The organism is Amycolatopsis mediterranei (assembly GCF_026017845.1).
GTDB lineage: Bacteria > Actinomycetota > Actinomycetes > Mycobacteriales > Pseudonocardiaceae > Amycolatopsis > Amycolatopsis mediterranei.
Genome location: NZ_CP100416.1, coordinates 1,113,833 through 1,138,738, shown reverse-complemented (window position 1 = coordinate 1,138,738; position 24,906 = coordinate 1,113,833). Strand labels below are relative to the sequence as shown.

Genomic DNA, 24,906 nt, shown 5'->3' with positions numbered 1-24,906 from the left:
CCCTTTCTTTCCCACCGGATTCGGAGAATTCGTGATGCCTCGCATGCTGTCCAACTTGAAGTTCTGGGCGCTCGCGCTCAGCCTCGTCTGGATCTTCGTCATCACTTTCGTCATCGTCGCCGACCCGGGGTTCGCGCACGGCATGAAGTGACGTCCCGGGGTCGTACCCTGGGTCCATGCCGAAAGCGCTGGTCGTCTCCGACGAGGTCGACGAGCGGTTGTGGACCGACGCGGTCCGCGCCGTCTCCGTCGACCTCGTCATCGGCGCGGGCGACCTGCCCTACGACTACCTGGCGTTCCTGGCCAGTGCGCTCGACGTCCCGTGCGTGTTCGTGCCCGGCAACCACGACCCGGACCTGAGCGGCTACACCCGCTACGGCGGGCTGTCCATGAAGGACGGTTTCCCCGCGGCGTGGCCCGGCCCGGCGGGCGGCATCAACGCCGACGGCCGGGTCGTCGACGTCGCCGGGCTGCGGTTCGCCGGGCTCGGCGGCTCGATCCGCTACAACGACGGGCCGAACCAGTGGACGCAGCGCCAGCAGGCGCGGCGCGCCCGCGGCCTGGTCCGGCGCGCCCGGCTGCGGCGGTGGCGCGACGGGCGCGACGTCGACATCCTGCTGACGCACTCGCCGCCGCTGGACCTGGGCGACCGCCCGGATCCGCCGCACCGCGGGTTCAAGTGCCTGCACTCGACGATCGCGGCGCTGCGCCCGAAGTGGCTGCTGCACGGGCACATCCACCCCCACGGCGAGCCGGTGCCGGACCGGGTCGCCGGTACGACCCGGATCCGCAACGTGGTGGGCCACCGGATCATGGAGTTCTCATGAAAGAGACGGGATTTCCCCGCGCCGACGCGGAGAACGACTTCCTCCGCGCGCGCCGGGGCCAGGTGCTCTCGCGGCTTTCGACGTGGCTGCGCCGCGAACCCGACGACGTCAACATCATGCTGCCGTTCCACGAGGTGGTGGAGGCGCTCGGTTATCTGGGCGAGCACCGGATCGGGCTGCGGGTGATCAAGCTGGAGTCGATCGTCGGCACGGTCGACCGCAGCCGCGACTTCGACCGCCGCTTCCGCCCGACGTCGGCCCGCGTCCGCGAGCGCTGGGAACGCCTGGCCCTGGCCGCCCGCCGCGGCGAGGAGATCCCGCCGATCGAGGTCTACCGCGTCGGCGAGCTGCACTTCATCATCGACGGCCACCACCGCGTCTCGGTGGCCATCGCCCAGGGACTGTCCACAATAGAGGCAATGGTGACGGTGGTCCGCACCAAACTGGACCCGGGCGGCATCCGCCACCGCGGCGACCTGATCGTCAAGGACTACCGGAGGCTGTTCCTGGAGCGCGTCCCGCTGACCGGCCACGCGCGGGCATCGGTGATCGTGTCGGACCCGTGGGACTACGCGAAGCTGGGCGAGCACGTGGAGGCCTGGGGGTTCCGGCTGATGCAGGACGAAGGCAAGTTCTGCGACCGGGCGAGCGTCGCGCAGCGCTGGTTCGAGGAGGAGTTCGTGCCGGTGGTGGGCATGCTGCGGCAGGCGGGCCTGATCGGCGACCGGACGGACGCCGAGGCGTACATGTGGGTGGCGGCGGAGCGGTACCGGCTGATCCGGACCCACCGCTGGGACGACGAGGTGATCGAGAAGCTGCGGTCGCGGCAGTCCTAGAAGTGCTGTCCGGGGACCCACCTCCGCGGACAGCGCACCTAGAACGCCAGCCCCGGCGTCAACGCCAATTCCCGCACCTGCTCCAGAGTCAGCGTCGGCTCCGGGCGCTGCTTCGGCAACCCGACGCCGGCGCGCTCCAGCACTCCGCTGTTGTTCGACCAGAACTGCACGACCGCGTCCGGCGTGGCCAGTGCCACGCGGTGGGTCAGGATGTCGCCGGACCGCAGCGTCGACAGCCACAGCAACCCTTGCGGGGTCGGTTCCTTGCGGCAGAGGATCTCCTCCGGTTCTTCGCACGGCGGGCCGCCCGAGTTGGCGCTGGGCACGGTCAGGATGTAGACCGACCCCGAACCCCGTGCGTCGGTCACCCGGACCCCCATGTGGAACAACGCGTCCCGGGGCGCGTCGCCGGCCGGGTCGGCGATCAGGTGGAACGGGTCCGCCGGTGGGGTCTCCCCCGGGATCGTCAACCGGGTGATCTGCGCGTCCGGGGGGAGCAGCGAGCGCACCGCGCGACCCACCACGCAGCTCAGGCGATCGACCAGCGCCGCGCGCGTGTCCGACGCTGTCGGGCAGGGCGCGTTCGCGACCTCGCCCCGGTGCGGCAGCACCACCACCGCCAGCGCGAGTGCCAGCACGGCCACGGCCACCGCCACCGCCGCCGCGAGCAGGTGCTGCCGGCGGGACCTGCGGGCCGCGGCCAGCACCGCGGCCCCGGACAGGCCGATCGGGGGCTCGTCCTCGGTCACGTACGCCCTCAGCAACGACCGGACCTCTTCCATCACCACTCCTCACCGGTCGGCGACGGCAGGGCCGCACGCAAGGCTTCGACCCCGCGGGCCGTCTGGGACTTGACCGTGCCTTCGGCGACGCCGAGCAGCGAAGCGACCTCGCTCACCGGCAGGTCTTCGAGGAACCGCAGCACCACCATCGCGCGCTGCCGGGGCGTCAACCTGGCCAGCGCCCGCTCCACGTCGAGCCGCAAGGGCGTGTCCCGGCCCGGTGGCGACTGGCCCTCCGGCACCGAAGACGTCACGTACTCGCGCCCGGAAACCCGCCGCCCGGCCAGGAAGAGGTTCAGCAGGATGCGGCGCGCGTAGGCGTCGACCGTGCCCGGCCGGACCCGGCGCCAGCGCCGGTACAGCTGGACGAACATCGCCTGGACCAGGTCTTCGGCCGCGTACCAGTCCCCGCAGAGCGCGAACGCCACGCGGCGGAACCGCTGGACCCGCGCGGCGAAGTACTCGCTGAAATCGAGGTCTCTCGGCACGCCACCCCTCCTTCTCCCCCTTAGTAGTGCGCGGAGGCCCGGAAAGGTTCAAGCGTCCCCCGTGCGAGCTACGCGCAGGTGTCCTCCCGATGGTGACGCTTCCCGGCCGCCGGCTCCCTAGCGTTCGAGACAGCCGCGGGGAGCACGCCGCGGAGGAAGCGAAGGGGATCTCCATGCGGGTCGTTGGACAGCTGCTGGCCGTGGCCGCGGTCGCGTTCGTGGGCAGTCAAGGCGTGGCCGCGGCGGACAATCCGTGGCTCACCCTGATCTTCGGGAGCCTGACCGCCGTGCTCGCGGTGGTCGTCTACCGGTGGGTGGTGCGGCGGACCGAGCACCGGCCGGTCACCGAACTGGCCGGGCCGGGCGCCGGGCTCGCGGCCGGGCGCGGGGTGCTGATCGGGATGGCGCTCTTCGGAGCGGTCATCGCGAACATCGCCCTCCTCGGCGACTACCAGGTCCGCGGCTGGGGATCCGGTCCGGGCGCGGTGGGCCTGCTCGGCTTCATGGCCGCCGCCGCGGTGACGGAAGAGCTGCTGTTCCGCGGCATCCTGTTCCGGGTGGTCGAGAAGTACACCGGCACCGGGATCGCGCTGGTGGCGACCGGCGTGCTGTTCGGCCTCTCGCACCTGTTCAACGCCCACGCGAGCCTGTGGGGCGCCATCGCCATCGCCATCGAGGCCGGCGGCCTGCTGACCGCCGCGTACGTTGCCACGCGCAAGCTCTGGGTTCCGATCGGCGTGCACTTCGGCTGGAACTTCGCCGCGGCCGGGCTCTTCGGCACGGAGGTCTCGGGCAACGGCACCCCGCAAGGACTCCTGGACGCCGTGACGTCGGGGCCGTCGATCATCACCGGTGGCGACTTCGGTCCGGAAGGAAGCCTGTACTCGGTGCTGGTCTGCGTCCTGGCGACGTGCGCGTTCCTGTGGCTGGCCCGCCGCCGCGGCCACCTGGTCCCCCGTCGCAAGCGCGCCGAGCGGGCCGACGCCGTCACTACACTCGCCCCGTGATCGATCACCGGCGGCTCCTGGCGCGCTGGCGCCGGCTCGACCCCGTGCTCCGCGATCTCCCGCTCGGCCTGCTGTTCCTGGCGGCGGCGTTCGTCCCGGCGCTGCGGAACCACGGGACGGAGCTCGGCGGCCTGCCGAACCGGCCCTTCGACGCACCGGCCATCGGGGTCCTCCTCCTCGAAACCCTCCCGCTCGCCGTGCGCCGGCGGTGGCCGGCGCTGTGCCTCGCCCTGGTCTCGCTCGGCTTCGCCCTCGACCAGCTCCGCGGCTACCACTCGGTGGCGGGCACCGCGCTGGCCGTCGCGCTGGTGAGCGCGGGCGCCCACGTGAACCGGCGCCGGGCCACCACCGCGCTGCTGTTTTCCGCCGCGTACGTGCTGCTCGCGGTCGTTCTCTTCCGGTCCGGTTCCGAGCCGCTGGTCGAGTTCTTCACGTTCTACCTGCTGCTGGTGTTCGCGTGGGGTCTCGGCGCGTGGCTGCGCTCCACCCGGGTGGCGGAAGCGGACCGCCGCCGCCGCGTCGCCGAGGACACGCTCGCCGCGGAACGCACCCGCATCGCCCGTGAGCTCCACGACGTCGTCACCCACCACGTGACGGCGATGGTCGTGCAGGCCGAGGCGGCCCGGTACCTGACCGCCGCGCCGGACCGGCTCGACCGGACCCTGACGGCGATCACCGGCACCGGCCGGCGGGCCATCACCGACCTGCGGCACCTGCTCGACCTGCTCAACCCCGACCACGGGCCGGAGGCCAGGACGCCGTCCCCTGGCGGGCTCCTCGCGCTCGTCGAGCACGCCCGCGAGGCCGGGCAGCCGGTGGAGTTCACCGAGGAGGGCACGCCCGCCGAGTCCGCCGGCAGCGCCGACCTGGTGGCCTACCGGGTCGTGCAGGAAGCCCTGACGAACGCCCTCAAGCACGCCCGCGGCAGCCGCACCTCGGTCGAGGTGCACCACGGCGAACGCGAGATCGCCGTGGCGGTCAGCACGGCCGGTTCCGGGAGCACCTCGCCCGGCGGGAGCGGCCGCGGTCTCGCCGGGCTCCGCGAACGGGTCGGCGTCCTGGGCGGCGACTTCAGCGCGGGCCGCGACGGCGCCGGGTTCACCGTGTGCGCCCGGATCCCCACCGGGAACCCGGCGTGAGCGCGCCGATCCGGGTCCTGGTCTGCGACGACCAGATGCTGATCCGCACCGGGCTGGTCACGATCATCGGGGCCCAACCCGGCTTCGAGGTGGTGGGCGAGTGCGGCGACGGCCGGGCCGCGGTCGACCTCGCCCTCCGGCTGCGTCCGGACGTCGTCGTGATGGACGTGCGCATGCCGGTGCTCGACGGCATCGAGGCCACCCGCCTGCTGGCCGGGGCCGGGGTGGCGCACCCGGTCAAGGTGCTCGTGCTGACGACGTTCAACCTCGACGAGTACGTCTACGAAGCGCTGCGCGCGGGCGCGAGCGGGTTCCTGCTCAAGGACGCCCCGCCGGACCGGCTGCTGCACGGGATCCGGACCGTGGCCACGGGCGCGGCGCTGCTGGACCCGGAGGTGACGCGCCGCCTCGTCGGCCGGCACGCCGCCCGGATCCGGCCCGTCCCCGGCGCCGCACCGGAGGTCCCGCTGACGCCCCGCGAGCTGGAGGTCCTGCGCCTGCTCGCCGAGGGCCTCTCCAACAGCGAAATCGCCGAGCGGCTCGTGATCAGCCAGGAAACCGTCAAGACGTTCGTGTCGCGCATCCTCACCAAGCTGGACCTGCGCGACCGCGTCCAGGCGGTCGTCTACGCCTACCGGCACGGCTTGGCGACGTGAACGGGCCTCCGGGGAGGCCCGTTCACGCACGGGGAACTAGATGTGCACGGCGCCCGGCGCCGCTTCACCCTTCGGGACGCCCGGGCGCAGCAGCAGGCCGCTGAGCACCGCGCCCGCCACGTAGATCACCGCGGCCCAGGTGAACGCCGTCGTGTAGCTCTCGATCGCCGCCTCGGCCGCCAGCTGCGGCGTCGGGGCCTTGCCCGCGATGTAGTCCGCGGCCGCGTTGCCGGCCAGCGTGCTCAGCAGCGCCGTGCCGATCGAACCGCCGACCTGCTGCATCGTGTTGACCGCGGCCGACGCGACGCCCGCGTCGTGGGCCTCGACGCCGAACGTCGCGACGCTCATCGCCGGCGCCATCGCCAGCCCGATGCCGAAGCCCATCACCAGCAGCGGGCCGAGGACGCCGGAAGCGTACGTGCTGTCCAGGCCGATGCCGCTCAGCCAGAACAGGCCGCCGGCGGCGATCGCCATGCCGGTCGGCACCAGCGGCCGCGGACCGAACCGCGGCAGCAGCACGGCCGTCGCCGAGGTGGCGGCCAGCATCAGCGTCGCCACCATCGGCAGGAACCCGAGGCCGCTCTGGATCGGCGTGAACTGCAGGTTCTGCTGCACGTAGAACGTCAGGAACAGGAAGATCGCGAACATCCCGATGGCGAGCAGGAACATCGCCAGGTACGAGCCGCCGCGGTCCCGGTCGAGCAGCACGCGCAGCGGCAGCAGCGGGTGCGCGACGCGCTGCTGCAGCCAGACGAACACGCCCAGCAGCGCCACCCCGGCGACCAGGAAGCCCCAGACCGACACCGACGACCACGAGTCCGACTCGGCGTTGGCGAAGCCGTAGACCAGGGCGAACAGACCGGCCGACGCCGTCACCGTGCCCGGCAGGTCGAGCTTCGGCCGCGGGCCCGCGTCCCGCTGGTTGCGCAGCAGCACCGAGCTGCCGGCGAACGCCATGACGGCGAAGATGATGTTGACGAACATGCACCAGCGCCAGTCGAGGTACTCGGTGAGCACGCCGCCGAGCAGCAGGCCGACCGCCGCGCCGCCACCGCCGATGGCGCCGAACACGCCGAACGCGCGGCCGCGTTCCTTCGGGTCGGTGAACGTCGTGGTCAGCAGCGAAAGCGTGGCGGGCGCGAGCAGCGCACCGAACACGCCCTGTGCCGCCCGGGCGATCAGCAGCATCTCGATGTTGGTCGCGAAGCCGCCGAGCGCGGACACCGCGGCGAAGCCGGCCAGGCCGACGAGGAGGGTGTTCTTGCGGCCGAAGAGGTCGGCGAGCCGCCCGCCGAGCAGCAGCAGGCTGCCGAACGCGAGCGCGTAGGCCGTGACGACCCACTGCCGGGCGTCGTTGGAGAAGCCCAGGTCGACCTGGGCCGAGGGCAGCGCGATGTTCACGACGGTCGCGTCGAGCACGACCATCAGCTGCGCGATGCCGATCATCACCAGGATCAGCCAGCGTCTGGCGTGGTGCGGGTTTTCGCCGGCGCGCGTGTCCCCCGACGGCGCGACGGCAAGTGTGGACTCGGGCATGGAGTGTCCTCACAGAAAGTGATCAAAAGACTATGTGGAGTAGGTATCTCCCCTTACTCGCCCCAAGGTACACAAGAACCGGAGAGGGCGCCTCTACTTCTGGGGTTAGACTGGGTGCATGGCACGGGACGCTGGTCCCGCCGCACCGGCGCGGCCGCTGCGGCGTGACGCTGAACTCAACCGCCGTCGCATCCTGGCGTCGGCCCGCGAGGTGTTCGGCCGGCGCGGGCTCGAAGCCACGCTGGACGACATCGCGCACCACGCCGGCCTCGGCGTCGGCACGGTCTACCGCCGCTTCCCCAGCAAGGAACACCTGGTCGAAGCGATGTTCGCCGAGCGGATGGAGGAGATCTCCACGCTGGCGGAGGAAGCGCTGAAGGCCGAAGACGCCTGGCAGGCGTTCGTCGACTTCACCTGGAAGTCGATCGAGCTTCACTCGGGCGACCGCGGGCTGCGCGAGATCATGCTGTCGAACAAGTTCGGCCACGAGCACGTGGCCGAGGAAAAAGCGCGCTTGGTGCCGTTGATCACACGGCTCGTCGAACGGGCCCAGGAGGCGGGCGGCCTGCGCGCCGACTTCTCCGCCACGGACACTCCGCTGCTGCACATGATGATCGGCTCGGTGATCGAGTTCACGTCGGCGGTCGAGCCGGACCTGTGGCGCCGCTGCCTGGCAATGCTGCTCGACGGCCTGCGCGCCCGCCCCGGCGAGCCGTCGAAGCTGCCGAGGCCCCCGCTCGGCGTGGACGAGGTCGACGAGGCGATGTCCTGCTGGCGACCCTGACCGGAGGCCGCACGGAGATCCGGCAGCAGCAATGCAACAGGACCTCCAGCACACGACCGCACCACAGGCCCGCCCTTGGGCCACACGCCCCTGCCGGACCGATACGCACGCCGAGCAGCACAGCGCCGGCGACCCCCTCGGATCACCGGCGCAGCGAACAATGCGGCATCACTCGGACGGAATGATCGCCCACATGATCAGGTAGGCCACGAACTGCGGCCCCGGCAGCAGGCAGGACAGCACGGCCAGCAGCCGCACGGTGCCGGGCTTCATGCCGTACCGCTGCGCCAGGCCCGCGCAGACGCCGCCGATCATGCGACCGTGGCGCGGACGGGACAGTCGTCGGGTGACCGGTGCGCTCATCGTCGTTTCCTTTTCCTCGAAGTTCCGATACCTCCACTTCACCACCGGAGTACCCGCTTCCGCATCGCTCGCGCGATGGATCGCTCCCTTAGGGGACGGCAAAGCCGAAAATCGTTCAGGATGGCGGCGAAATCCGCGCGCACCCTCCGAAATCCGCCTGAACTGCGGGTTCGCCCGGGGCATTCCGGAGAATATTGAGAGATGTCCCCGTCAGGGCTGGTTTTTCCGCGCGATGTGGTGATACTTGCTCCCCGTGTACCCGCGTCCGAAAAGCTTGGCCGTTGCGATGCTCTGTGCCCTCCTCGCCGGGGGGTGCGCCACCACGCAGGCCGCGCCCGAGCGCGATTCCGGGCCCACGCCGCTGACCGCCGCCGACGCGCTCGGCGACTTCGGCGACATCGACTACTGCAGCCTGCTGAACGTGCCCAAGGTGGCGCCCGGCGCGGTCGCCGTCCCGACGTACGAGAGCTGCCACGCCACCGCCGGCCCGCGCACGATCCTCATCGGGCCGCTGGCCTTCGACTCCGACCCGAACCTCAAGCCCTACGACTACCCCGGGCCGGTGCCCGACGGCGTCGCGATCCAGCAGTCGATGTTCAACGACCGCAGCGCCTGCACCCGCGCGATCACCTTCGCCGACGGCAACCGGCTCGACCTCTCGGTCACCGACGACGCCGGCGACCAGGACGCCCGCTGCGGTGTCGCGGACGCCACCGTCGGCTCGGCGCTGGCCGCGATCACCGCGCACAAGGTCGGCAGGCTGACGTTCCCGGACCACTCGTGGGGCCGGGTGGCGCCGTGCGTCCTGCTCGACAACCACGACCTCGACGCGGCCGCCGGCCCCGGCAGCCGGCCGGCGACCGGGCTGTCCGGGCACAGCTGCATCCGCGGCAAGGTGAGCTTGAAGCTGACCGTGGAGACGGCGGCGCCGGACGGCCCCACCGAGCAGCTCGGCGGCCACGACGCCCGCGTCCGGGTGGCCGGCGCGTTCTGCCTGGTCGACACCACCCAGCCGACCCCGGGCCTGCCGGCGCGCCGAGAACTGGCCGAGATCAGCGTGGTCGAGACGGCCGGGGCGGCGGGCGACGGCACCTGCGCACTGGCCCGCGCCGCGGCGGCGGCGATCCTCCCCCGGCTCCCCGCCCCCGGACAGCCGTGAAGGCCACCCCGGTTTCCCGGGACGGCCTTCACGGACTCCGGACTCAGTCCTCGTAGGTGAGGTTCTTGCCGTTCGACGGGTCGAACAGCTTGATCTTGTCCGCGTCGTACCAGATCTCGAGGTCGGCGTTCTCCGCCGCCGCCGACTCCGCCGAAAGGCGGGCCACGACCTGGGACTCCGCGCCCGGCACGTCCGCGGACCCGCTGTCCGCGGCCAGTTCGGCCAGCTCCGCGGCGGTGGCGGCTTCGCCCTCCAGCGTGAAGTGGGCGAACTTCTCCGAGCCCATCGACTCGAGCACGTCGATGTGCGCGGTGAACGTGCCGCCGCCCGTCTTCTGCCCGGCCTCGACGAGCGCCGCGTCCTCGAAGTGCTCCGGCCGGATGCCGACGATGACGTCGCGGGGCGCGTTCGCCCGCTCCACCAGCTGCCGGACGCGGTCGGTGAGCGGCGTCGTGCCCAGTGCGCTGCGCAGCTCGTTGTTCTCCAGCGTCGCCGGGACGAAGTTCATCGACGGCGAGCCGATGAACCCGGCCACGAACAGGTTCGCCGGGTTGTCGTAGAGGAACTGCGGCGAGCCGATCTGCTGCACGTACCCGGCCCGCAGCACCACGACCCGGTCGCCCAGGGTCATGGCCTCGGTCTGGTCGTGCGTCACGTACAGCGTCGTCGTGCCGAGCTGCTTCTGGATCTTCGACACCGACGTGCGCATCTGGCCGCGCAGCTTGGCGTCCAGGTTGGACAGCGGCTCGTCCATCAGGAACGCCTTCGGGTTGCGGACGATCGCCCGGCCCATCGCGACGCGCTGGCGCTGGCCACCGGAGAGGTTGGCCGGCTTGCGGTCCAGGTGCGCGGTCAGGTCGAGGATCGTCGCGGCTTCCTCCACCTTCGCCCGCACGGTCTTGTCATCGACCTTGGCCAGCCGCAGCGGGAAGGCCATGTTCTCCCGGACGCTCATGTGCGGGTAGAGCGCGTAGGACTGGAACACCATCGCGATGTCCCGGTCCTTCGGGGCCTTCTCGTTGACGCGCTGCCCGTCGATCCGCAGCTCGCCGGAGGAGATGTCCTCCAGGCCGGCCACCATGTTCAGCGTCGTCGACTTCCCGCAGCCGGACGGGCCGACCAGGATGATGAACTCGCCGTCGGCGATGGTGATGTCCACTTCGGACACGGCGAGGGCGCCGTCGGGGTACTTCTTCGACACCTTGTCGAGCACGATCTCTGCCATAGCGCTACCCCTTCACCGCACCGGAGGTCAGCCCCGCCACGATGCGACGCTGGAAGAACAAGACGAAAACGATGATCGGGATGGTGATGACGACCGCGGCCGCGCTCACCTGCCCGGTCGGGTCCTCGAACTGCGAGGACCCGGTGAAGAACGACAACGCGGCCGGCACCGTGCGCGACGCCGTGGTCGACGTCAGCGAGATGGCGAACAGGAAGTCGTTCCAGCAGAAGATGAACACCAGGATCGCCGTGGTGAACACGCCCGGCGCGGCCAGCGGCGCGATCACCCGGCGGAACGCCTGTGCCGGCGTCGCGCCGTCCATCTTCGCCGCCTTTTCCAGCTCCCACGGGATTTCCCGGAAGAAGGCCGACAGCGTGTAGATCGACAGCGGCAGCGCGAACGTGATGTAGGGCAGGATCAGCCCCGGCCACGTGTCGAACAGCCCGATGTTCCGCTCGATGTTGAACAACGGCGTCACCAGCGACACCTGCGGGAACATCGCGATCAGCAGCGACAGCCCGACGAGCACCTGTTTGCCGGGGAAGTCCAGCCGGGCGACCGCGTACGCGGCCATCGTGCCCAGCACCACCGCGATCACCGTCGAGATGATCGCGATGCCGATCGAGTTGACCAGCGCCAGCAGGAATTCCGACGTCTGGAAGATGTCCGCGTAGTTCTGCCAGGTCCACGCCTGCGGGATGAAGCTCCCGTCGGTGATCGTGTCCTTGGTCTTGAACGACAGCGAAACCACCCAGAGCACCGGCACCAGCGCGAACACCAGCACGAGGATGTCGACGAGGCCCCACCTGACCTTGCGGCCCGTCGTGACGGTTCCCATCGTCATCAGCGCTTACCCCCGTTGTCCGATCCGGGTGCGGCCGTGCCGAACACCTTGATGAAGATGAACGCGATGATCGCCACCGTGATGAAGATCAGCACCGCCATCGTCGAACCGATGCCGAGGTTGAGCCCCTTCACCAGGTTGTCGTAGGTCTGCATGGACACCGATCCGGTGTCCTGCGCGCCGTTGGTGAGCACGTAGATGTTGTCGAAGATGCGGAACGCGTCGAGCGTGCGGAACAGCAGCGCCACCAGGATCGCCGGCTTCATCACCGGCAGCATCACCTTCGTGAACCGCTGCCACGCGCTCGCGCCGTCCATCGCCGCCGCCTTGAGCAGGTCGTCCGGCACCAGCGCCAGGCCGGCCATCAGCAGCAGCGCCATGAACGGCGTGGTCTTCCACACCTCGGCGCCGATGATGATGAACAGCGACGGCCACTGCTCGGTGAGCGGGGCCGCGTCGGCGGCGAGGAAGTTCGCCAGGTAGCCGGTCTTCGGCGTCCACGCGTAGTACCACGAGAACGCCGCGACGACCGTGACGATGCCGTACGGGATCAGCGCGACGGTGCGGACCAGGCCGCGGCCGACGAGCGTCCGGTGCATGATCAGCGCCAGCGCCATGCCGAGCACGAATTCGATCGCCACCGACACGACGGTGAGGAGCATCGTGGTGCCGAACGCCGTCCACCAGTACGAGCTGGACAGCACGGCGGCGTAGTTGTCGAAGCCGACGAACTGCTGCTGCGCCGGGAACCGCAGGTCGTACCGCTGCAGCGACAGCCAGACCGAGTAGAGGATCGGGTAGCCGGTGACCGCGATCATCACGATGAACGCGGGCGCGCACAGCCACAACCCGAGCCGCCGCTCGGCCTTCTTCCCTTCGGAGAGGGCGGGTTTGCCCTTCTTGCCGGAGGTCGCCTCCCCGGCGACCGTGGCCCCGGCGGTGCCGGCCGGGGTCGAGTCCTGGACGGTCACGGGATCACTCCCTTCGACTGGAGCGCGTCACCGAGCTGCTCCCGCAGCTTGGCCGCGGTGGCCTGCGGGTCGATCTCCGACGGCGGCGAAAGGATCTTCGACATGACCGTCGAGGCGTTCTGGTACGCCGGGGTCAGCGGGCGGACCGCGGCGGACTTGAGCGCGGCGAGGATCGCTTCGCGCATCGGGTACTGGCTCGCCATGTTCGGGTTGTCGGCCGACGCCGGCTTGCCCGGGTCGAGCGGAACGTCGTTGTGGTACACCGATTCGATGCTCGGCGGCACGCCGTCGTTGATCGCGGAGATCTTCTGGCTTTCCGGGCTGCGCAGGCACAGCGCCGCCTCGAACGCCTCCGGCTTGTGCTGCGAGTAGGTGCTCACCGCCAGGTCGAACCCGCCGATCGTGGTCCGCGCCGGCATCCCGGCCTGAGCCGCCGGGTAGACCGCCCACTTGAAGTGCGCGAGGTCCGCCTTCTTGTCCTTGGCGTAGGCGGCGTAGACGTACGGCCAGTTGAGCTGGAACGCGGCCTGGCCGCGCTGGAACGCCTGCCGGATGTCGTCTTCCTTCATGTTGCTCAGCGACGGGTCGGTGAGCCCCGAGGTCGACACCTTCTTGAGCAGTTCCAACGCCTTCACGGCACCGTCGTCCATCACCACGGACTTGCCGTCGTCGGACAGGATGTGCCCGCCCATCGACGCGACCAGCGTGTTGTAGAAGACGACCAGGCCTTCGTACTGCGCGCCGGTGAACACGATTTCGTAGGGCTTGCCCTGTCCCTTGAGCTCCTGGGACTTCTGCATCATCTCGTCCCAGGTCGCCGGCGGCTTCGGCGTCACCCGGTCGTCGTACCAGAGCAGCTGCACGTTGGTGTTCTTCGTGGCCGCGTACAGCTTCCCGTTGTGGGTCGCGGTGTCCAGCGGACCCTGCAGCACGCCCTGCGACGCCGCGGCCTTGTTCTGGCCGGTCCATTCCTCGGCCCAGCCGGCTTCGGCGAACTCCGAGACCCACGTGACGTCGAGGCCCAGGATGTCCATCGCGGTGTCACCCGCCGCCAGCCGGCGCGCCATCTGCAGCCGCTGGTCGTCCGCTCCGCGCGGGAGCTTGTTGTAGACGATTTCGTACTTGCCGGCGGCCTTCACGTTGCAGCCGTCGACCACTTTCTGGAAGTTGTCCTCGGGCGACATGTAGATGTTGATCTTCAGCCCGGAACTCGTCCCGCACCCGGCCAGCACGCCGGTCACCAATGCCCCTGCCCCCAGCAGGATGGCGGTGCGGCCGGGCGACCGTCCTCGTTTGCCCGCGCCGATCCTCTTCCCCATAAGGCCTCCTCACCCGCGTGCACGCCGGTTACCGCGGTACCCGGTGGGCACCGCGACGCGATGAGGCGAAACCGCGCCAGCACCCCGACGTGCTAGTGCTCGGGCCGCCGCGCTGGTGGGGCGAGGCCGCCCGACTGGTGTCGGCCAACTTATGCCGGGCGATCACACCCCGCAAGCAGTATCGGTAACGATTCAGCCCACCGCGCGTCGAATCGTGATTTTTCCCTGATAACAGAGGGGTTTTCTAGGGGTGGGCCGACGGCGGTTTGAGGGCCAGTCTGGCCAGCAGTTCCCGGCCTCGTTCGGCCGAGCGCGGCTGGCACAGGACGTCGTACCGGCCGGCGACGAGCTGGCTCGCCGAGGAGAAGTCCCGGCGGCGGCCCCGCGACATGCTGTACCCGATCGCGGCGAACATCAGGCCGGACAACACCCCGAGCACCAGCCCGGTGAGCACCTGCAGCACGAACCCCTGGTTGACGAACAACCCGAGCAGCAGCCCCGCGAACACGCCGAACCACGCCCCGGACATCGCGCCGGTGGCGAGCACACGACCCCAGGTGAGCCGCCCGATCACGCGCTCCACCAGCATGAGGTCGACGCCGACGATCGTGACGTCACCGACCGCGAACTCGCTCTCGGCGAGGAAGTCGACGGCCTGCTGCGCCTCGCCGTAGGTCGCGTACGACCCGATCGGCCAGCCGGTCGGCGGGGTCGGCAGCCGCGGGAGGCCACCGGGCGCCCGCCCCCCGCCAAAGGGACTACTCACCATCATCACCTGCGCACTCGTGGGTCCGGGCGTCCATCTTGTCAAGAACACCCGGACCGTGCGAGCCGCTTACCCCGAAAGGCCGGGCGGTCGATTGTCGACAGAGCGACAAACGTCGTTCAAGACCGCGATTTGTACTCCCTCAGCAGCCCCCGGCTGATGATGGTCTTCTGGATCTCGCTGGTGCCTTCGCCGATCAGCAGGAACGGCGCCTCGCGCATCAGCCGCTCGATCTCGTACTCCTTCGAGTACCCGTAACCGCCGTGGATGCGGAACGAGTCCTGCGTGACCTCCGCGCAGTACTCCGACGCGATCAGCTTCGCCATCCCGGCCTCGACGTCGTTGCGCGCGCCGGAGTCCTTGAGGCGGGCCGCGTTCACCATCATCAGGTGCGCCGCCTCGACCTTGGTCGCCATTTCGGCCAGCTTGAACGCGACGGCCTGGTGCTCGGCGATCGCCTTGCCGAACGTCTTGCGCTGCTGGGCGTACTCCACCGCGAGCTCGAACGCCCGGATCGCGATGCCGCAGGCGCGCGCCGCGACGTTGACGCGGCCGACCTCGACACCGTCCATCATGTACGCGAAGCCCTTGCCCGGCGCCTCGCCGAGCACCATGTCCGCACCGATCTTGTAGCCGTCGAAGACCGCTTCGGTCGTGTCGACGCCCTTGTAGCCCATCTTGTCGATCTTGCCGGGAATGGTGAGCCCGGGCGCCACCTCGCCGAAGCCCTCCGGCTTCTCGACCAGGAACGTCGTCAGGTTCTGGTGCGGCTTCTCGGCGCCTTCGTCGGTCTTGACCAGCAGCGCGATCAGGTTGGACGAGCCGCCGTTGGTCAGCCACATCTTCGAGCCGTCGATGACGTAGCCGTCATCGGTCTTCTTCGCCTTGGTCTTGATCGCGGCGACGTCCGAGCCGAGGTCGGGCTCCGACATCGAGAAGGAGCCGCGGACCTCGCCGGTGGCCATCCGCGGGAGGAAGTGCTGCTTCTGCGCCTCGGTGCCGTGGCGGGAGATCATGTGCGCCACGATGAAGTGGGTGTTGATCACGCCGGACACGCTCATCCAGCCCCGCGCGATCTCCTCGACGACCAGCGCGTAGGTCAGCAGCGACTCGCCGAGCCCCCCGTACTCCTCCGGGATGGTGATCCCGAACAGGCCCATCTCCTTCATGCCCGCGACGATGTCGGCGGGGTAGGTGTCGGCGTGCTCGAGCTCCTGCGCGTGCGGGATGACCTCCTTGTCCACGAACTGGCGGACGGTCGCGAGGATCTCCGACTGCACGTCGGTCAGGCCGGCGGTCTGGGCGAGACGGGCCATCACGGCTCCCTTTCCGGAGTAGGACGCCGCTCCCGGCGCTGGGTTACCGGTGAGTATGACCCGAAAGCCGTCACGCTGCTATGAGGGCGCTCACGCTCAGCGGGCCCGGCCCCGTAAAGTGCGGCGGGGAGGGGAGAGATCATGAGTTACCCGCACGACCCGAACAACCCGTACGGCCAGCAGCCGCCGCCTTCGGGCGGCTACCAGCAGCCCGGTTACGGCCCGCAGTACCCGAGCGGTGGCTACCCGCAGTACCCGGGCTACCCCGGGATGCCGGGCCCGCCGCGCGAAGGTTCGGGCCTCGCGGTCGGTGCGCTCATCTGCTCGATCCTCGGCATTTTCCTGTGCGTGCTCGTGACCATCGCGGGCATCATCATGGGCCACATCGCCTACGGCAAGGCCAAACGCGGCGAGGCCGAGGGGCAGGGCGTCGCGATGGCGGCGATCATCATCGGGTACGTCGGGATCGCCCTCGGCATCGGCCTCACCATCCTGTTCATCTCGATCGCCGCCGCCAACGGCGCCTTCCACTGAGCGCCGAGCCGGTGCCCGGCCCGCACCGAGGGGACCCGTCATGACCGACCCGTCCGGGGACAAGGACCACCCGGTCGCCGACCCGACCGTGGCGTACGACCCGCCGGCGGCGGATCCGGCGCCGTACGAGCCGGAGAGCTACGACCCGCCTTCGTCCGACGCCACCATCGCCGCGGCGGCACCGGCGGACACCGCGGCCGCCGATACTTCGACCACCGAGGCCCCGGCTGTCGAGACCTCGGCCGCCGAGACTCCGGTGGCCGCGGACACGACCGTCGCCGCCGAGCAGCCCGGTCACCTGCCGCCCGGCGGGTACGAAACCCCGGCAGCCTCGGACACGACCGTCGCCCCGGAGCAGCCCGGCCAGCTGCCGCCCGGCGCGTACGAGACCCCGGCCGCTTACATCCCCGGCACGCCGTTCGCCGCCCCGGGCGAGCCGCAGCCGGCGTACCAGCCCGCGTTCCAGCAGCCCTATCAGCAGCCTTTCCCGCCGGGCTACGGGCGCCCGTACGCTCCGCCAGCGCCGTTCGGGCAGCCGTACCCGGGGCAGCCGCACGCGCAGGACAACGCGCTGGCGATCGGCGCCCTCGTGTGCTCGATCCTCGGCTTCTGCTCCGGCGTCACCGCGCTCGCCGGGCTCGTCATGGGCCACATCGCGCTGAGCAAGACCAACCGCGGCGAAGCGGGCGGCCGCGGGCTGGCCACGGCCGCCGTGATCGTCGGCTACGTCGTGATCGCGCTCTGGGTCGGCTTCTTCACCACCCTGATCATCCTCGGCACGAACGGCTACCTGAGCAGCTAGTCCGCCGCCGGCAGCACCGCGTCGCCGGGGCTGCGCGGCGACGGCGTCGCGTGACCGTTCACCTCCGGCTTCGCCTCGGCCGCTTCCGGCTCGGCCTCGGGTTGTTTCGGAGCCGGGGCGGCCGATTTCGGCGTCTGCGCGTCGAGGAACCGCAGCAGCTCCACCGGGAACGGCAGCACCAGCGTCGAGTTCTTCTCCGACGACACCTGCACCACCGTCTCGAGCAGCCGCAGCTGCAGCGCCGCCGGGGTGTCGGCCATCTGCGCGGCCGCCTGCGAGAGCTTGTACGACGCCTGCAGCTCACCGTCGGCGGAGATGACGCGCGCGCGCCGTTCCCGCTCCGCCTCGGCCTGCCGCGACATCGAGCGCTTCATCGCCTCCGGCAGCGCCACGTCCTTGATCTCGACGCGGTCGATGTGGATGCCCCAGTCCAGCGCCGGGCTGTCGATCATCAGCTCCAGGCCCTCGTTGAGGCGCTCGCGGTTGGAGAGCAGGTCGTCGAGCTCGCTCTTGCCGATGATCGAGCGCAGCGACGTCTGCGCGACCTGGCCGACCGCCGACCGGTAGTCCTGCACGTTAACCGCCGCGACGACCGGGTCGATGACCTTGAAGTAGACGACGGCGTCGACGCGGACCGTGACGTTGTCGCGCGTGATGCCGTCCTGGGCGGGGATCGGCATGGTCACGATCTGCATGTTGACCTTCTGGAGCCGGTCCGCGAAGGGCACCAGCACCTTGAGGCCCGGTTCCGCGACCCGCGACCGCACCCGGCCGAACCGGAAGACCAGACCGCGTTCGTACTGCTTCACGACGCGCACGCTCGACGCGAGCCAGACTCCGCCCGCGAGGACGACGGCGCTGAGGATCTCCACCAGCATGACTGCTCCCGGGGTTGCGTTTTCCCCTTGAAAGCCCAGCGTACGCCCGTGTCGACCACGACGAAACGCGCTGGACGCGGCGGCCAGACTGGGGTGGTGAGCCAGCTCCGCATCCCGCCGCTGTTCGCCGCCCGCGCGCCCCGGGTGCTCGGCGACGGCGCCGTCGGGTGGCTGGCCGCCCTGCCGGCGCTCGCCGCGGAGTACGCCCGGAAGTGGGGCTTGACGTTCGAGGGCGAAGCGATGCACGGCTACGTCGGCGTGGTGCAGCCCGCGCGGCGGCCCGACGGCACGCCGGTGGTGCTGAAGCTGGGCTGGCGCGACACCGAATCCGCCGACGAGCCGCTCGCACTGTCCACATGGGCCGGCCGGGGTGCGGTGCTGCTGCTGGATTCCGCGCCGGACGACGGCGTCCTGCTGCTCGAACGGCTCGACGCCGGGCGCACCCTCGACGACCTCCCGCTGCGTTCGGCGATCCCGCTCATCGGTGGCCTGGCGCAGCGCTTGGCCGTTCCCGCACCGGCGTCGATGCGGCGGCGGCTGCGTTCCGAGGCGGCGCGGTTGACCGAAGAACTGCCGCGGCGGTGGGCGGCGCTCGGCGAGCCGTTCGACCGGCGGCTGGTCGCCGACGCCGTCGCGATCTGCCGCGAACTCGGGCCGTCGGCGGGTGAACTGCTGGTGAACGAGGACCTGCACTTCCAGAACGTCCTCGCCGGTACGCGGGAGCCGTGGCTGGTGATCGACCCGAAGCCACTGGCCGGAGATCTCGAGTGGGGCGTCATCCCGCTGTTCTGGAACCGCTTCCCCGAGTCCACACTGGACGATCGGTTCGCGCTGATCGTCGCATCGCACGAGCTGGACCCGGCGAAAGCGCGGGCCTGGACGCTCGTGCGGGCGGTGCAGAACTGGATCTGGATGCTCGAGGAGTACCAGGAGTCCGGCGAAGACAGCGACGACCCGGCGTTCATCACAGTGACATCCGGGGCTTCGCCCCGAGCCGGGGGCTCCGCCACCCGGACCCCCGAAAGAAGTCCGGTGGCGGAAATCGCTCCCTGGGCAGCCAGCCGATAGTGTCAGCGCCATGGCCGGGGTCAACAGGGTTTTCGCAGCTCAGCTGTCCGGGTTGCCGGTATTCGGCCCGGACGGCGAGTCGATCGGCCGCGTCCGCGACCTGGTCGCCGGGCTGCGCCTCGACGCGCAGCCGCCGCGGATCCTCGGCCTGGTCGTCGAGCTGAGCACCCGGCGGCGCGTCTTCGTCCCGATGCTGCGCGTCACCTCCATCGAGCCGTCCGCCGTGACGCTCGCCACCGGCTCGGTCAACATGCGCCAGTTCAACCAGCGGCCCAACGAGGTCCTGGTGCTCGGCCAGCTGCTCGACGCGCACGCCACCCTCGCCGGGTCGGACACGCGGATCACCGTCGTCGACGCCGGGATGGAACCGACCCGCACCCGCGACTGGGTCCTGGCCAAGCTCGCCATCCGGGAGCGGCGGGTGGGCCTGGGCCGCCGCCGCGCGCCCATGCAGGTGCTGCCGTGGCCGGAGGTGGCCGGGCTCGGCCTGACCGACCTCACCGGCCAGCCCCAGGGCGCCGGGCAGCTGCTCATGCTGTTCGACACGATGCGCCCGGCCGACATCGCCGCGACCGTGCGCGACCTGCCGCTCAAGCGGCGGCACGAGGTCGCCGACGCGATGGACGACGAGCGCCTCGCCGACGTCATCGAGGAACTGCCGGACGACGACCAGAAGGAACTGCTGGCCTACCTGGCCGAGGAGCGCGCGGCCGACGTCCTGGAGGCGATGAACCCCGACGACGCGGCCGACCTGCTGGCCGAGCTCGCGCCGGCCGACCAGAGCCGGCTGCTGGAGCTGATGGAGCCGGAGGAGTCCGCGCCGGTCCGGCGGTTGCTGGAGTACTCGTCGGACACCGCGGGCGGCCTGATGACCCCGGAGCCGGTGGTGCTGACGCCGGACACGACGATCGCCGAGGCGCTGGCCCACATCCGCAACGCCGAGCTGCCGCCGGCACTGGCCAGCATGGTGTTCGTCTGCCGGCCGCCGACCGCGACGCCGACCGGGCGCTACGTCGGCGTCGTCCACTTCCAGCGGCTGCTGCGGGAGCCGCCGGCGGAGCTGGTGGCCAGCGCCGTGGACACCGGGCTCCCGCCGCTGAAGCCGGGGGCCCCGCTGGCCGAGGTCACGCGGTACTTCGCGGCCTACAACCTGACCTGCGGGCCGGTCATCGACGCCGAGGACCACCTGATCGGCGCGGTGACCGTCGACGACGTCCTCGACCACCTGCTGCCCGAGGACTGGCGGGAAACCGGGCTGCACGACACCTTGGAGGAAGACCGTGCCTGAGCTGACTTCGGGACGGCGGCTCGACCAGCCCCGCGGCCAGAACCGGTTCAGGCTGAACATCGACCCGGACACGTTCGGCCGGCTGTCCGAGCGGCTGGCGCGGTTCCTCGGCACCGGGAAGTACCTGTTCTGGCAGACGCTGATCGTCATCGTGTGGGTCGTGCTGAACATCACGGCGGTCTCGCTGCAGTGGGACCCGTACCCGTTCATCCTGCTCAACCTGGCGTTTTCGACGCAGGCGGCGTACGCGGCACCGTTGATCCTGCTCGCGCAGAACCGGCAGGACGACCGCGACCGCGTCTCCCTGGACGAGGACCGCAACCGCGCGGCCCAGACGAAGGCGGACACGGAGTACCTGGCCCGCGAGCTGGCCGCGCTGCGCCTGGCGGTCGGCGAGGTGGCGACGCGCGACTACCTCCGCAGCGAGCTGGACCGGCTCCGGGAGGACCTGTCCATCCAGCCCAGGAAGTCCCGCACTCCTACCGGCTCGTAACATGGACGGGGTGACCAGCACCCAGCAGCTCCCCAGCGTCGACGACGTCCGCAGCGCGCTGAAGAGCGTGCAAGATCCCGAGATCCGGAAACCCATCACGGACCTGGGGATGGTCAAGGACGTGGTCGTCGGCGCGGACGGCGTCGTCACGGTCGGCATCTACCTCACGGTGGCGGGCTGTCCCCTGAAGGCGACGCTGACCAACGACACGCAGGCCGCCGTCTCGAAGCTCCCGGGCGTTTCCGACGTCCGCGTCGAGCTGGACGTGATGAGCGACGAGCAGCGCACCGAGCTGCGCAAATCCCTGCGCGGCGACGCGGCGGAGCCGGTGATCCCGTTCGCCCAGCCGGGCTCGATGACCCGGGTGTACTGCGTGGCGTCGGGCAAGGGCGGCGTGGGCAAGTCGTCGGTGACGGTGAACCTGGCGGCGGCGATGGCCGCGCGCGGTCTCTCGGTGGGTGTCGTGGACGCGGACATCTACGGCCACTCGATCCCCCGCATGCTGGGCGCGCGCGAGAAGCCGACGAAGGTCGACACGATGATCATGCCGCCGCAGTCCCACGGCGTGAAGGTGATCTCGATCGGCATGTTCACCCCGGGCAACACCCCGGTGATCTGGCGCGGCCCGATGCTGCACCGGGCGCTGCAGCAGTTCCTGGCGGACGTCTTCTGGGGCGACCTGGACATCCTGCTGCTGGACCTCCCCCCGGGCACGGGCGACATCGCGATTTCGGTGGCCCAGCTGATCCCGAACGCGGAGATCCTGGTGGTGACCACCCCCCAGCAGGCGGCGGCCGAGGTGGCCGAGCGAGCGGGCGCGATCGCGCTGCAGACGCGTCAGCGCGTGGCGGGCGTCATCGAGAACATGTCCTGGCTGGAGCAGGCCGACGGCTCCCGGCTCGAGATCTTCGGTTCGGGCGGCGGTGCGGCGGTGGCTTCGTCGTTGTCGAAGTCGATCGGGTCGGAGGTGCCGCTGCTCGGGCAGGTCCCGATGGACCCGAGGGTGGTCGCCCAGGGCGACGCGGGCACGCCGATCGTGCTGTCCGAGCCGGAGGCACCGGCCTCGGTGGTGCTGAGCGACGTGGCGAAGAAGCTTTCGGTCCGGGCGCGCGGGCTGGCCGGGATGATGCTGAACGTGACCCCGGCGGGCCGCTGAGCAGGCGCTGGCGCCGGCCGGCTGCTCCGGTTCGCGCTGGGGAGAGCCGCTCATTTTCGTCGGCGGGGGTCGCCGGGCGGTGCGCTTACGGCGTGACAACGGCGCATCTCCGCCGCACGTCGCACGCGGGCCGGCTACCGGCTCGCTCAAGGTGAGCCACGGTGTTGTGGAGCATCGCCCCCACCACCAAAAACTCCCCCGCCCTCCCTGGGGGGCGTCCCCAAGTCCAGTCTATCGGGGCACTCCGACGGAAAGCCCGAAAAGGGCGCCGCTCGCCCAGCTTCTCCACAACACGGCCGCCTTGTGGATGGCGCGAGCGATCCCGTCGGCGGCTCCTGGCAAACCGGACTCGGACTACGTGGCGTCCGGGTCGATCGGCGGGCGCTCGCCCGGCTTGAGCGGCTCCGGCGGGGACTGCGTCTGGCCGGCCAGGTAGCCGTTCGAACCGTTGGCTCCGTTGGCCGGCGTGCTGCTGCCGTTCGTGATGCCCTGCAGCCCGAGCGGGTCCGCGTCGCCGTCGAACAGGTGCTGCGTCACGACCCGCTTCGGGTCGAAGTTGCGCAGCCCGCGCAGGTCCTCCAGCGGCTTGCGGAGCTGGTCGAACTCCGGGCCCATCTCCTCGCGGAGCTGCTCCTTCGCGCCGGTCGCGAAGTCGCGGACCTGCTTCATGCTCTTCGCGAGCCAGGACGCCGCCTCCGGCAGCCGTTCCGGGCCGAGGATGAACAGACCGGCGATGATGAGGACGAGGATCTCCCCCCATCCGACACTGTCGAACACCCGTCTACCTCCACTCGGAACCTACCCGCCCAGGGTACCCGCCACCCGCCGCGCTCCGGCAGGCCGAACGCGGGAACTCAGTCGGAAGCCAGGGTTACGTCCACGACGAAGCCGGCGCCGTCACGCGCCAGCGACACCGGGACCACTTCGCCGACGTCGTGCGCGCGGACCGCGACCGTCAGTTCCGCGGAGTCGCGGACGAGCCGGTTGCCGATCTTCGTGATCACGTCGCCCTCCTTGATGCCCGCGTTCGCGGCCGGGCCGCCGGGGGCGACGTTCTTCACCTGCGCGCCCATCGCGGACGAGCCGGCGACCGTCGACGACGCGTTGATGCCGATGTCCGCGTGCTGGACCTTGCCGTCCTTGATCAGCGCCTTCGCGATCTTGATCGCGTAGTCGCTCGGGATGGCGAAGCCGATGCCGATGCTGCCGCCGTCCGCGCCCGCCGAGCGGATCGACGAGTTGATGCCGACCAGCGCGCCGGTGGAGTCGACGAGCGCGCCGCCCGAGTTGCCGTGGTTGATCGCGGCGTCGGTCTGGATGGCCTCGTAGGTGACCGGCGCGGCGCCGTTGTCGCCGCCCGCGGTGATCGGCCGGTTCAGCGCGCTGACGATGCCGGCGGTCACCGAGTTCTGCAGCGCCAGCGGCGAGCCGATCGCCATCACGGTGTCGCCGACCTGCAGGTCCGCGGACTTGCCGACCTGCAGCACGGTCGGGTTGGTGACGTTGACCTTCACGACGGCGAGGTCGGTCTTCTGATCGGCGCCGACCAGCTTGGCCTCGGTGCGGGTGCCGTCGATGAAGACGGCCGTGACCTTGACGCCCGGGTCCGCGGCGGCGGAGGCGATGACGTGTTCGTTGGTGAGGATGTAGCCCTGCGGGTCGATCATGACGCCGGAGCCCTGCTCGCCGGACTCGGCGCCGGGCTTGAAGACCTCGAGCGAGACGACGGCGGGCGCGACGCGCTTGGCGATCTCGGCGACGGACCCGGCGGGGCGTTCCTTGCCGGCTTCGGCTTCGGCGATGGTGGCGGAGCCGGTGAGCTCGGTCCCGGTGTCGGCGACCCACCAGCCGACCAAGCCGCCGACGGCGCCGACGAGCAGCGCGACGACGCCGAGCAGGACGAGTGCTTTCGGCTGCACACGCCGTCCGAAGAGCACTTCGGGCAGGCTGAGCAGCGCACCGGGCGGCCGCTTGGCGGGCTTCGCGTCGTCTTCGGCGGCCACGGCGGGCCCGGCGAGCACCGCGGCGGCCCCGGGATCACGCCAGGGATCGCGAGTGCCGGTCCACAGGGGCGGTTCGGCGTCGGGCGCGTCACCGACGGCTTCCCGCGGCCGTTCGAGCAGCACGCCTTCGGCCCCGGGCGGGCGCCGGAAAGCCTCGGCGAGCGATTCGGGCGCGGGCGGGGCGAGGTTGACGCCGTTGGTCTTCCGCGGGGAGTAAAGCTGGTCGAACGCACCATCGACCCCCTGCGGCCTGCCGAACACGGCGGCCTGCGCCGGATCGACGGCCGGCCGCGCGAGCGGCCGCGGGCCCAGCCGGTCGGCCTCGGCTTCGGCCTCGCGTGCGCCGGGCTGCTCGGGATTCACGTTCGGCTCGGTCATCATTCCCCGGTGCAGAAGATCAGGTGGCTGGGCGTGACGATACCCAAGCCCAGTGCTCCGAGTCTGCCGGTCCAGGGGTGAAGTGGCTGTTTCTTGAGCCACTTGTCCACAGGGTCACGGCGATGTGGACAAAACGGCCGGGAGGGGCTTTGAACGGGGCTTTTCGTCGGAGGGGGCCGATAGGCTGGACAAGGGCACGCCCCCCAGGGAGGGCGGGGACTGCGCTGGCGGGGACTGCGCTGGCGGGGACTGCGCTGGCGGGGACTGCGCTGGCGGGGACTGCGCTGG

The 24,906-nt window shown here is 70.7% G+C and carries 26 protein-coding genes; 13 read left to right on the top strand and 13 right to left on the bottom strand.

Features of this window, described 5'->3' with window-relative positions; genetic code table 11:
* The first annotated feature begins 176 nt into the window (after positions 1–176).
* On the top strand, positions 177–827 hold the full coding sequence (locus ISP_RS05525) for a metallophosphoesterase family protein (RefSeq protein WP_013223002.1): 651 nt from the start codon (positions 177–179) through the stop codon (positions 825–827).
* A complete protein-coding gene (locus tag ISP_RS05520; RefSeq protein ID WP_013223001.1) occupies positions 824–1,663 on the top strand; it encodes a ParB N-terminal domain-containing protein in 840 nt (279 codons plus the stop codon). The genes ISP_RS05525 and ISP_RS05520 overlap by 4 nt, the downstream gene beginning before the upstream one ends.
* Before the next feature lie 38 nt (positions 1,664–1,701).
* Here ISP_RS05520 and ISP_RS05515 read toward each other — a convergent pair whose 3' ends face one another.
* Both ISP_RS05515 and ISP_RS05510 read right to left on the bottom strand, forming a co-directional pair.
* A complete protein-coding gene (locus ISP_RS05515) occupies positions 1,702–2,445 on the bottom strand; it encodes a hypothetical protein (protein WP_013223000.1) in 744 nt (247 codons plus the stop codon).
* On the bottom strand, positions 2,445–2,933 hold the full coding sequence (locus tag ISP_RS05510) for a SigE family RNA polymerase sigma factor (protein WP_013222999.1): 489 nt from the start codon (positions 2,931–2,933) through the stop codon (positions 2,445–2,447). Before ISP_RS05510 ends, ISP_RS05515 begins: the two co-directional genes overlap by 1 nt.
* Before the next feature lie 173 nt (positions 2,934–3,106).
* Between ISP_RS05510 and ISP_RS05505 the strand changes: the two genes are divergently transcribed.
* From ISP_RS05505 to ISP_RS05495, 3 genes are read left to right on the top strand one after another with little or no spacing between them, the layout of a single operon-like run.
* Complete coding sequence (locus tag ISP_RS05505; RefSeq protein ID WP_013222998.1) at positions 3,107–3,940, top strand: CPBP family intramembrane glutamic endopeptidase; 834 nt, start codon at positions 3,107–3,109, stop codon at positions 3,938–3,940.
* Positions 3,937–5,079 (top strand): sensor histidine kinase, encoded by a 1,143-nt coding sequence (locus ISP_RS05500; RefSeq protein WP_013222997.1) that lies wholly within the window; start codon positions 3,937–3,939, stop codon positions 5,077–5,079. The genes ISP_RS05505 and ISP_RS05500 overlap by 4 nt, the downstream gene beginning before the upstream one ends.
* Positions 5,076–5,735, top strand: a complete 660-nt coding sequence (locus ISP_RS05495; protein ID WP_013222996.1) for a response regulator — start codon at positions 5,076–5,078, stop codon at positions 5,733–5,735. The genes ISP_RS05500 and ISP_RS05495 overlap by 4 nt, the downstream gene beginning before the upstream one ends.
* Positions 5,736–5,771: 36 nt before the next feature.
* Here ISP_RS05495 and ISP_RS05490 read toward each other — a convergent pair whose 3' ends face one another.
* A complete protein-coding gene (locus tag ISP_RS05490) occupies positions 5,772–7,271 on the bottom strand; it encodes an MFS transporter (RefSeq protein WP_013222995.1) in 1,500 nt (499 codons plus the stop codon).
* Positions 7,272–7,389: 118 nt separating this feature from the next.
* Here ISP_RS05490 and ISP_RS05485 point away from each other — a divergent pair, with 118 nt between their 5' ends.
* The gene (locus tag ISP_RS05485; protein ID WP_013222994.1) at positions 7,390–8,055 is read left to right on the top strand and encodes a TetR/AcrR family transcriptional regulator; all 666 of its coding nucleotides are present in this window, start codon (positions 7,390–7,392) and stop codon (positions 8,053–8,055) included.
* 168 nt (positions 8,056–8,223) lie between these two features.
* Here the strand turns inward: ISP_RS05485 and ISP_RS05480 are convergent, their stop codons facing one another.
* Positions 8,224–8,418, bottom strand: a complete 195-nt coding sequence (locus ISP_RS05480) for a PspC domain-containing protein (RefSeq protein ID WP_013222993.1) — start codon at positions 8,416–8,418, stop codon at positions 8,224–8,226.
* A 286-nt stretch (positions 8,419–8,704) separates the two neighbouring features.
* Here ISP_RS05480 and ISP_RS05475 point away from each other — a divergent pair, with 286 nt between their 5' ends.
* Complete coding sequence (locus ISP_RS05475) at positions 8,705–9,577, top strand: hypothetical protein (RefSeq protein ID WP_013222992.1); 873 nt, start codon at positions 8,705–8,707, stop codon at positions 9,575–9,577.
* A gap of 43 nt (positions 9,578–9,620) precedes the next feature.
* On the opposite strand, the gene ISP_RS05470 is transcribed toward ISP_RS05475, so the two are convergent.
* The 6 genes from ISP_RS05470 to ISP_RS05445 form a co-directional block, all read right to left on the bottom strand.
* Complete coding sequence (locus ISP_RS05470) at positions 9,621–10,802, bottom strand: ABC transporter ATP-binding protein (protein ID WP_013222991.1); 1,182 nt, start codon at positions 10,800–10,802, stop codon at positions 9,621–9,623.
* Positions 10,803–10,806: 4 nt separating this feature from the next.
* Positions 10,807–11,646, bottom strand: coding sequence for a carbohydrate ABC transporter permease (locus ISP_RS05465; protein ID WP_013222990.1), 840 nt, complete (start codon positions 11,644–11,646; stop codon positions 10,807–10,809).
* Complete coding sequence (locus ISP_RS05460; protein WP_013222989.1) at positions 11,646–12,617, bottom strand: carbohydrate ABC transporter permease; 972 nt, start codon at positions 12,615–12,617, stop codon at positions 11,646–11,648. The genes ISP_RS05465 and ISP_RS05460 overlap by 1 nt, the downstream gene beginning before the upstream one ends.
* Entirely contained in the window at positions 12,614–13,936 is a 1,323-nt protein-coding gene (locus ISP_RS05455; RefSeq protein WP_013222988.1) for an ABC transporter substrate-binding protein, read from the bottom strand. The genes ISP_RS05460 and ISP_RS05455 overlap by 4 nt, the downstream gene beginning before the upstream one ends.
* 244 nt (positions 13,937–14,180) lie before the next feature.
* Positions 14,181–14,708 carry a YflT domain-containing protein gene (locus ISP_RS05450; RefSeq protein WP_034286307.1) on the bottom strand — a complete coding sequence of 176 codons (528 nt, stop codon included), beginning with the start codon at positions 14,706–14,708 and terminating at the stop codon, positions 14,181–14,183.
* 113 nt (positions 14,709–14,821) lie between these two features.
* Positions 14,822–16,018, bottom strand: a complete 1,197-nt coding sequence (locus ISP_RS05445; RefSeq protein WP_013222986.1) for an acyl-CoA dehydrogenase family protein — start codon at positions 16,016–16,018, stop codon at positions 14,822–14,824.
* A 141-nt stretch (positions 16,019–16,159) separates the two neighbouring features.
* On the opposite strand from ISP_RS05445, the gene ISP_RS05440 reads away from it, so the two are divergent.
* Both ISP_RS05440 and ISP_RS05435 read left to right on the top strand, forming a co-directional pair.
* Positions 16,160–16,552 (top strand): DUF4190 domain-containing protein, encoded by a 393-nt coding sequence (locus ISP_RS05440; RefSeq protein WP_013222985.1) that lies wholly within the window; start codon positions 16,160–16,162, stop codon positions 16,550–16,552.
* Between the two features lie 40 nt (positions 16,553–16,592).
* Positions 16,593–17,354 carry a DUF4190 domain-containing protein gene (locus ISP_RS05435; protein WP_013222984.1) on the top strand — a complete coding sequence of 254 codons (762 nt, stop codon included), beginning with the start codon at positions 16,593–16,595 and terminating at the stop codon, positions 17,352–17,354.
* On the opposite strand, the gene ISP_RS05430 is transcribed toward ISP_RS05435, so the two are convergent.
* Positions 17,351–18,232, bottom strand: a complete 882-nt coding sequence (locus ISP_RS05430; RefSeq protein ID WP_013222983.1) for a slipin family protein — start codon at positions 18,230–18,232, stop codon at positions 17,351–17,353. The two genes, ISP_RS05435 and ISP_RS05430, sit on opposite strands and share 4 nt — an antisense overlap.
* A 93-nt stretch (positions 18,233–18,325) precedes the next feature.
* Between ISP_RS05430 and ISP_RS05425 the strand changes: the two genes are divergently transcribed.
* Genes ISP_RS05425 through ISP_RS05410 form a run of 4 tightly spaced genes read left to right on the top strand, consistent with a single transcriptional unit; the run spans position 18,326 to position 22,237 of the window.
* A complete protein-coding gene (locus tag ISP_RS05425) occupies positions 18,326–19,300 on the top strand; it encodes an aminoglycoside phosphotransferase family protein (protein WP_013222982.1) in 975 nt (324 codons plus the stop codon).
* A gap of 10 nt (positions 19,301–19,310) precedes the next feature.
* Positions 19,311–20,588 carry a magnesium transporter MgtE N-terminal domain-containing protein gene (locus ISP_RS05420; protein ID WP_013222981.1) on the top strand — a complete coding sequence of 426 codons (1,278 nt, stop codon included), beginning with the start codon at positions 19,311–19,313 and terminating at the stop codon, positions 20,586–20,588.
* Positions 20,581–21,081, top strand: a complete 501-nt coding sequence (locus ISP_RS05415; RefSeq protein ID WP_013222980.1) for a DUF1003 domain-containing protein — start codon at positions 20,581–20,583, stop codon at positions 21,079–21,081. The genes ISP_RS05420 and ISP_RS05415 overlap by 8 nt, the downstream gene beginning before the upstream one ends.
* Before the next feature lie 10 nt (positions 21,082–21,091).
* Complete coding sequence (locus ISP_RS05410) at positions 21,092–22,237, top strand: Mrp/NBP35 family ATP-binding protein (RefSeq protein ID WP_034286318.1); 1,146 nt, start codon at positions 21,092–21,094, stop codon at positions 22,235–22,237.
* 354 nt (positions 22,238–22,591) lie between these two features.
* Here ISP_RS05410 and tatB read toward each other — a convergent pair whose 3' ends face one another.
* Positions 22,592–23,014 carry a Sec-independent protein translocase protein TatB gene (gene tatB, locus ISP_RS05405; RefSeq protein WP_013222978.1) on the bottom strand — a complete coding sequence of 141 codons (423 nt, stop codon included), beginning with the start codon at positions 23,012–23,014 and terminating at the stop codon, positions 22,592–22,594.
* A 77-nt stretch (positions 23,015–23,091) separates the two neighbouring features.
* Complete coding sequence (locus tag ISP_RS05400) at positions 23,092–24,621, bottom strand: S1C family serine protease (protein WP_034286309.1); 1,530 nt, start codon at positions 24,619–24,621, stop codon at positions 23,092–23,094.
* Between the last annotated feature and the right edge of the window lie 285 nt (positions 24,622–24,906).

Coding starts and splice junctions, on each gene's coding strand:
- ISP_RS05525 (WP_013223002.1), top strand. CDS start 177: ATGCCGAAAGCGCTGGTCGTCTCCGACGAGGTCGACGAGCGGTTGTGG.
- ISP_RS05520 (WP_013223001.1), top strand. CDS start 824: ATGAAAGAGACGGGATTTCCCCGCGCCGACGCGGAGAACGACTTCCTC.
- ISP_RS05515 (WP_013223000.1), bottom strand. CDS start 2,445: ATGGAAGAGGTCCGGTCGTTGCTGAGGGCGTACGTGACCGAGGACGAG.
- ISP_RS05505 (WP_013222998.1), top strand. CDS start 3,107: ATGCGGGTCGTTGGACAGCTGCTGGCCGTGGCCGCGGTCGCGTTCGTG.
- ISP_RS05490 (WP_013222995.1), bottom strand. CDS start 7,271: ATGCCCGAGTCCACACTTGCCGTCGCGCCGTCGGGGGACACGCGCGCC.
- ISP_RS05485 (WP_013222994.1), top strand. CDS start 7,390: ATGGCACGGGACGCTGGTCCCGCCGCACCGGCGCGGCCGCTGCGGCGT.
- ISP_RS05480 (WP_013222993.1), bottom strand. CDS start 8,418: ATGAGCGCACCGGTCACCCGACGACTGTCCCGTCCGCGCCACGGTCGC.
- ISP_RS05475 (WP_013222992.1), top strand. CDS start 8,705: ATGCTCTGTGCCCTCCTCGCCGGGGGGTGCGCCACCACGCAGGCCGCG.
- ISP_RS05470 (WP_013222991.1), bottom strand. CDS start 10,802: ATGGCAGAGATCGTGCTCGACAAGGTGTCGAAGAAGTACCCCGACGGC.
- ISP_RS05465 (WP_013222990.1), bottom strand. CDS start 11,646: ATGACGATGGGAACCGTCACGACGGGCCGCAAGGTCAGGTGGGGCCTC.
- ISP_RS05455 (WP_013222988.1), bottom strand. CDS start 13,936: ATGGGGAAGAGGATCGGCGCGGGCAAACGAGGACGGTCGCCCGGCCGC.
- ISP_RS05450 (WP_034286307.1), bottom strand. CDS start 14,708: ATGATGGTGAGTAGTCCCTTTGGCGGGGGGCGGGCGCCCGGTGGCCTC.
- ISP_RS05445 (WP_013222986.1), bottom strand. CDS start 16,018: ATGGCCCGTCTCGCCCAGACCGCCGGCCTGACCGACGTGCAGTCGGAG.
- ISP_RS05440 (WP_013222985.1), top strand. CDS start 16,160: ATGAGTTACCCGCACGACCCGAACAACCCGTACGGCCAGCAGCCGCCG.
- ISP_RS05435 (WP_013222984.1), top strand. CDS start 16,593: ATGACCGACCCGTCCGGGGACAAGGACCACCCGGTCGCCGACCCGACC.
- ISP_RS05430 (WP_013222983.1), bottom strand. CDS start 18,232: ATGCTGGTGGAGATCCTCAGCGCCGTCGTCCTCGCGGGCGGAGTCTGG.
- ISP_RS05420 (WP_013222981.1), top strand. CDS start 19,311: ATGGCCGGGGTCAACAGGGTTTTCGCAGCTCAGCTGTCCGGGTTGCCG.
- ISP_RS05400 (WP_034286309.1), bottom strand. CDS start 24,621: ATGATGACCGAGCCGAACGTGAATCCCGAGCAGCCCGGCGCACGCGAG.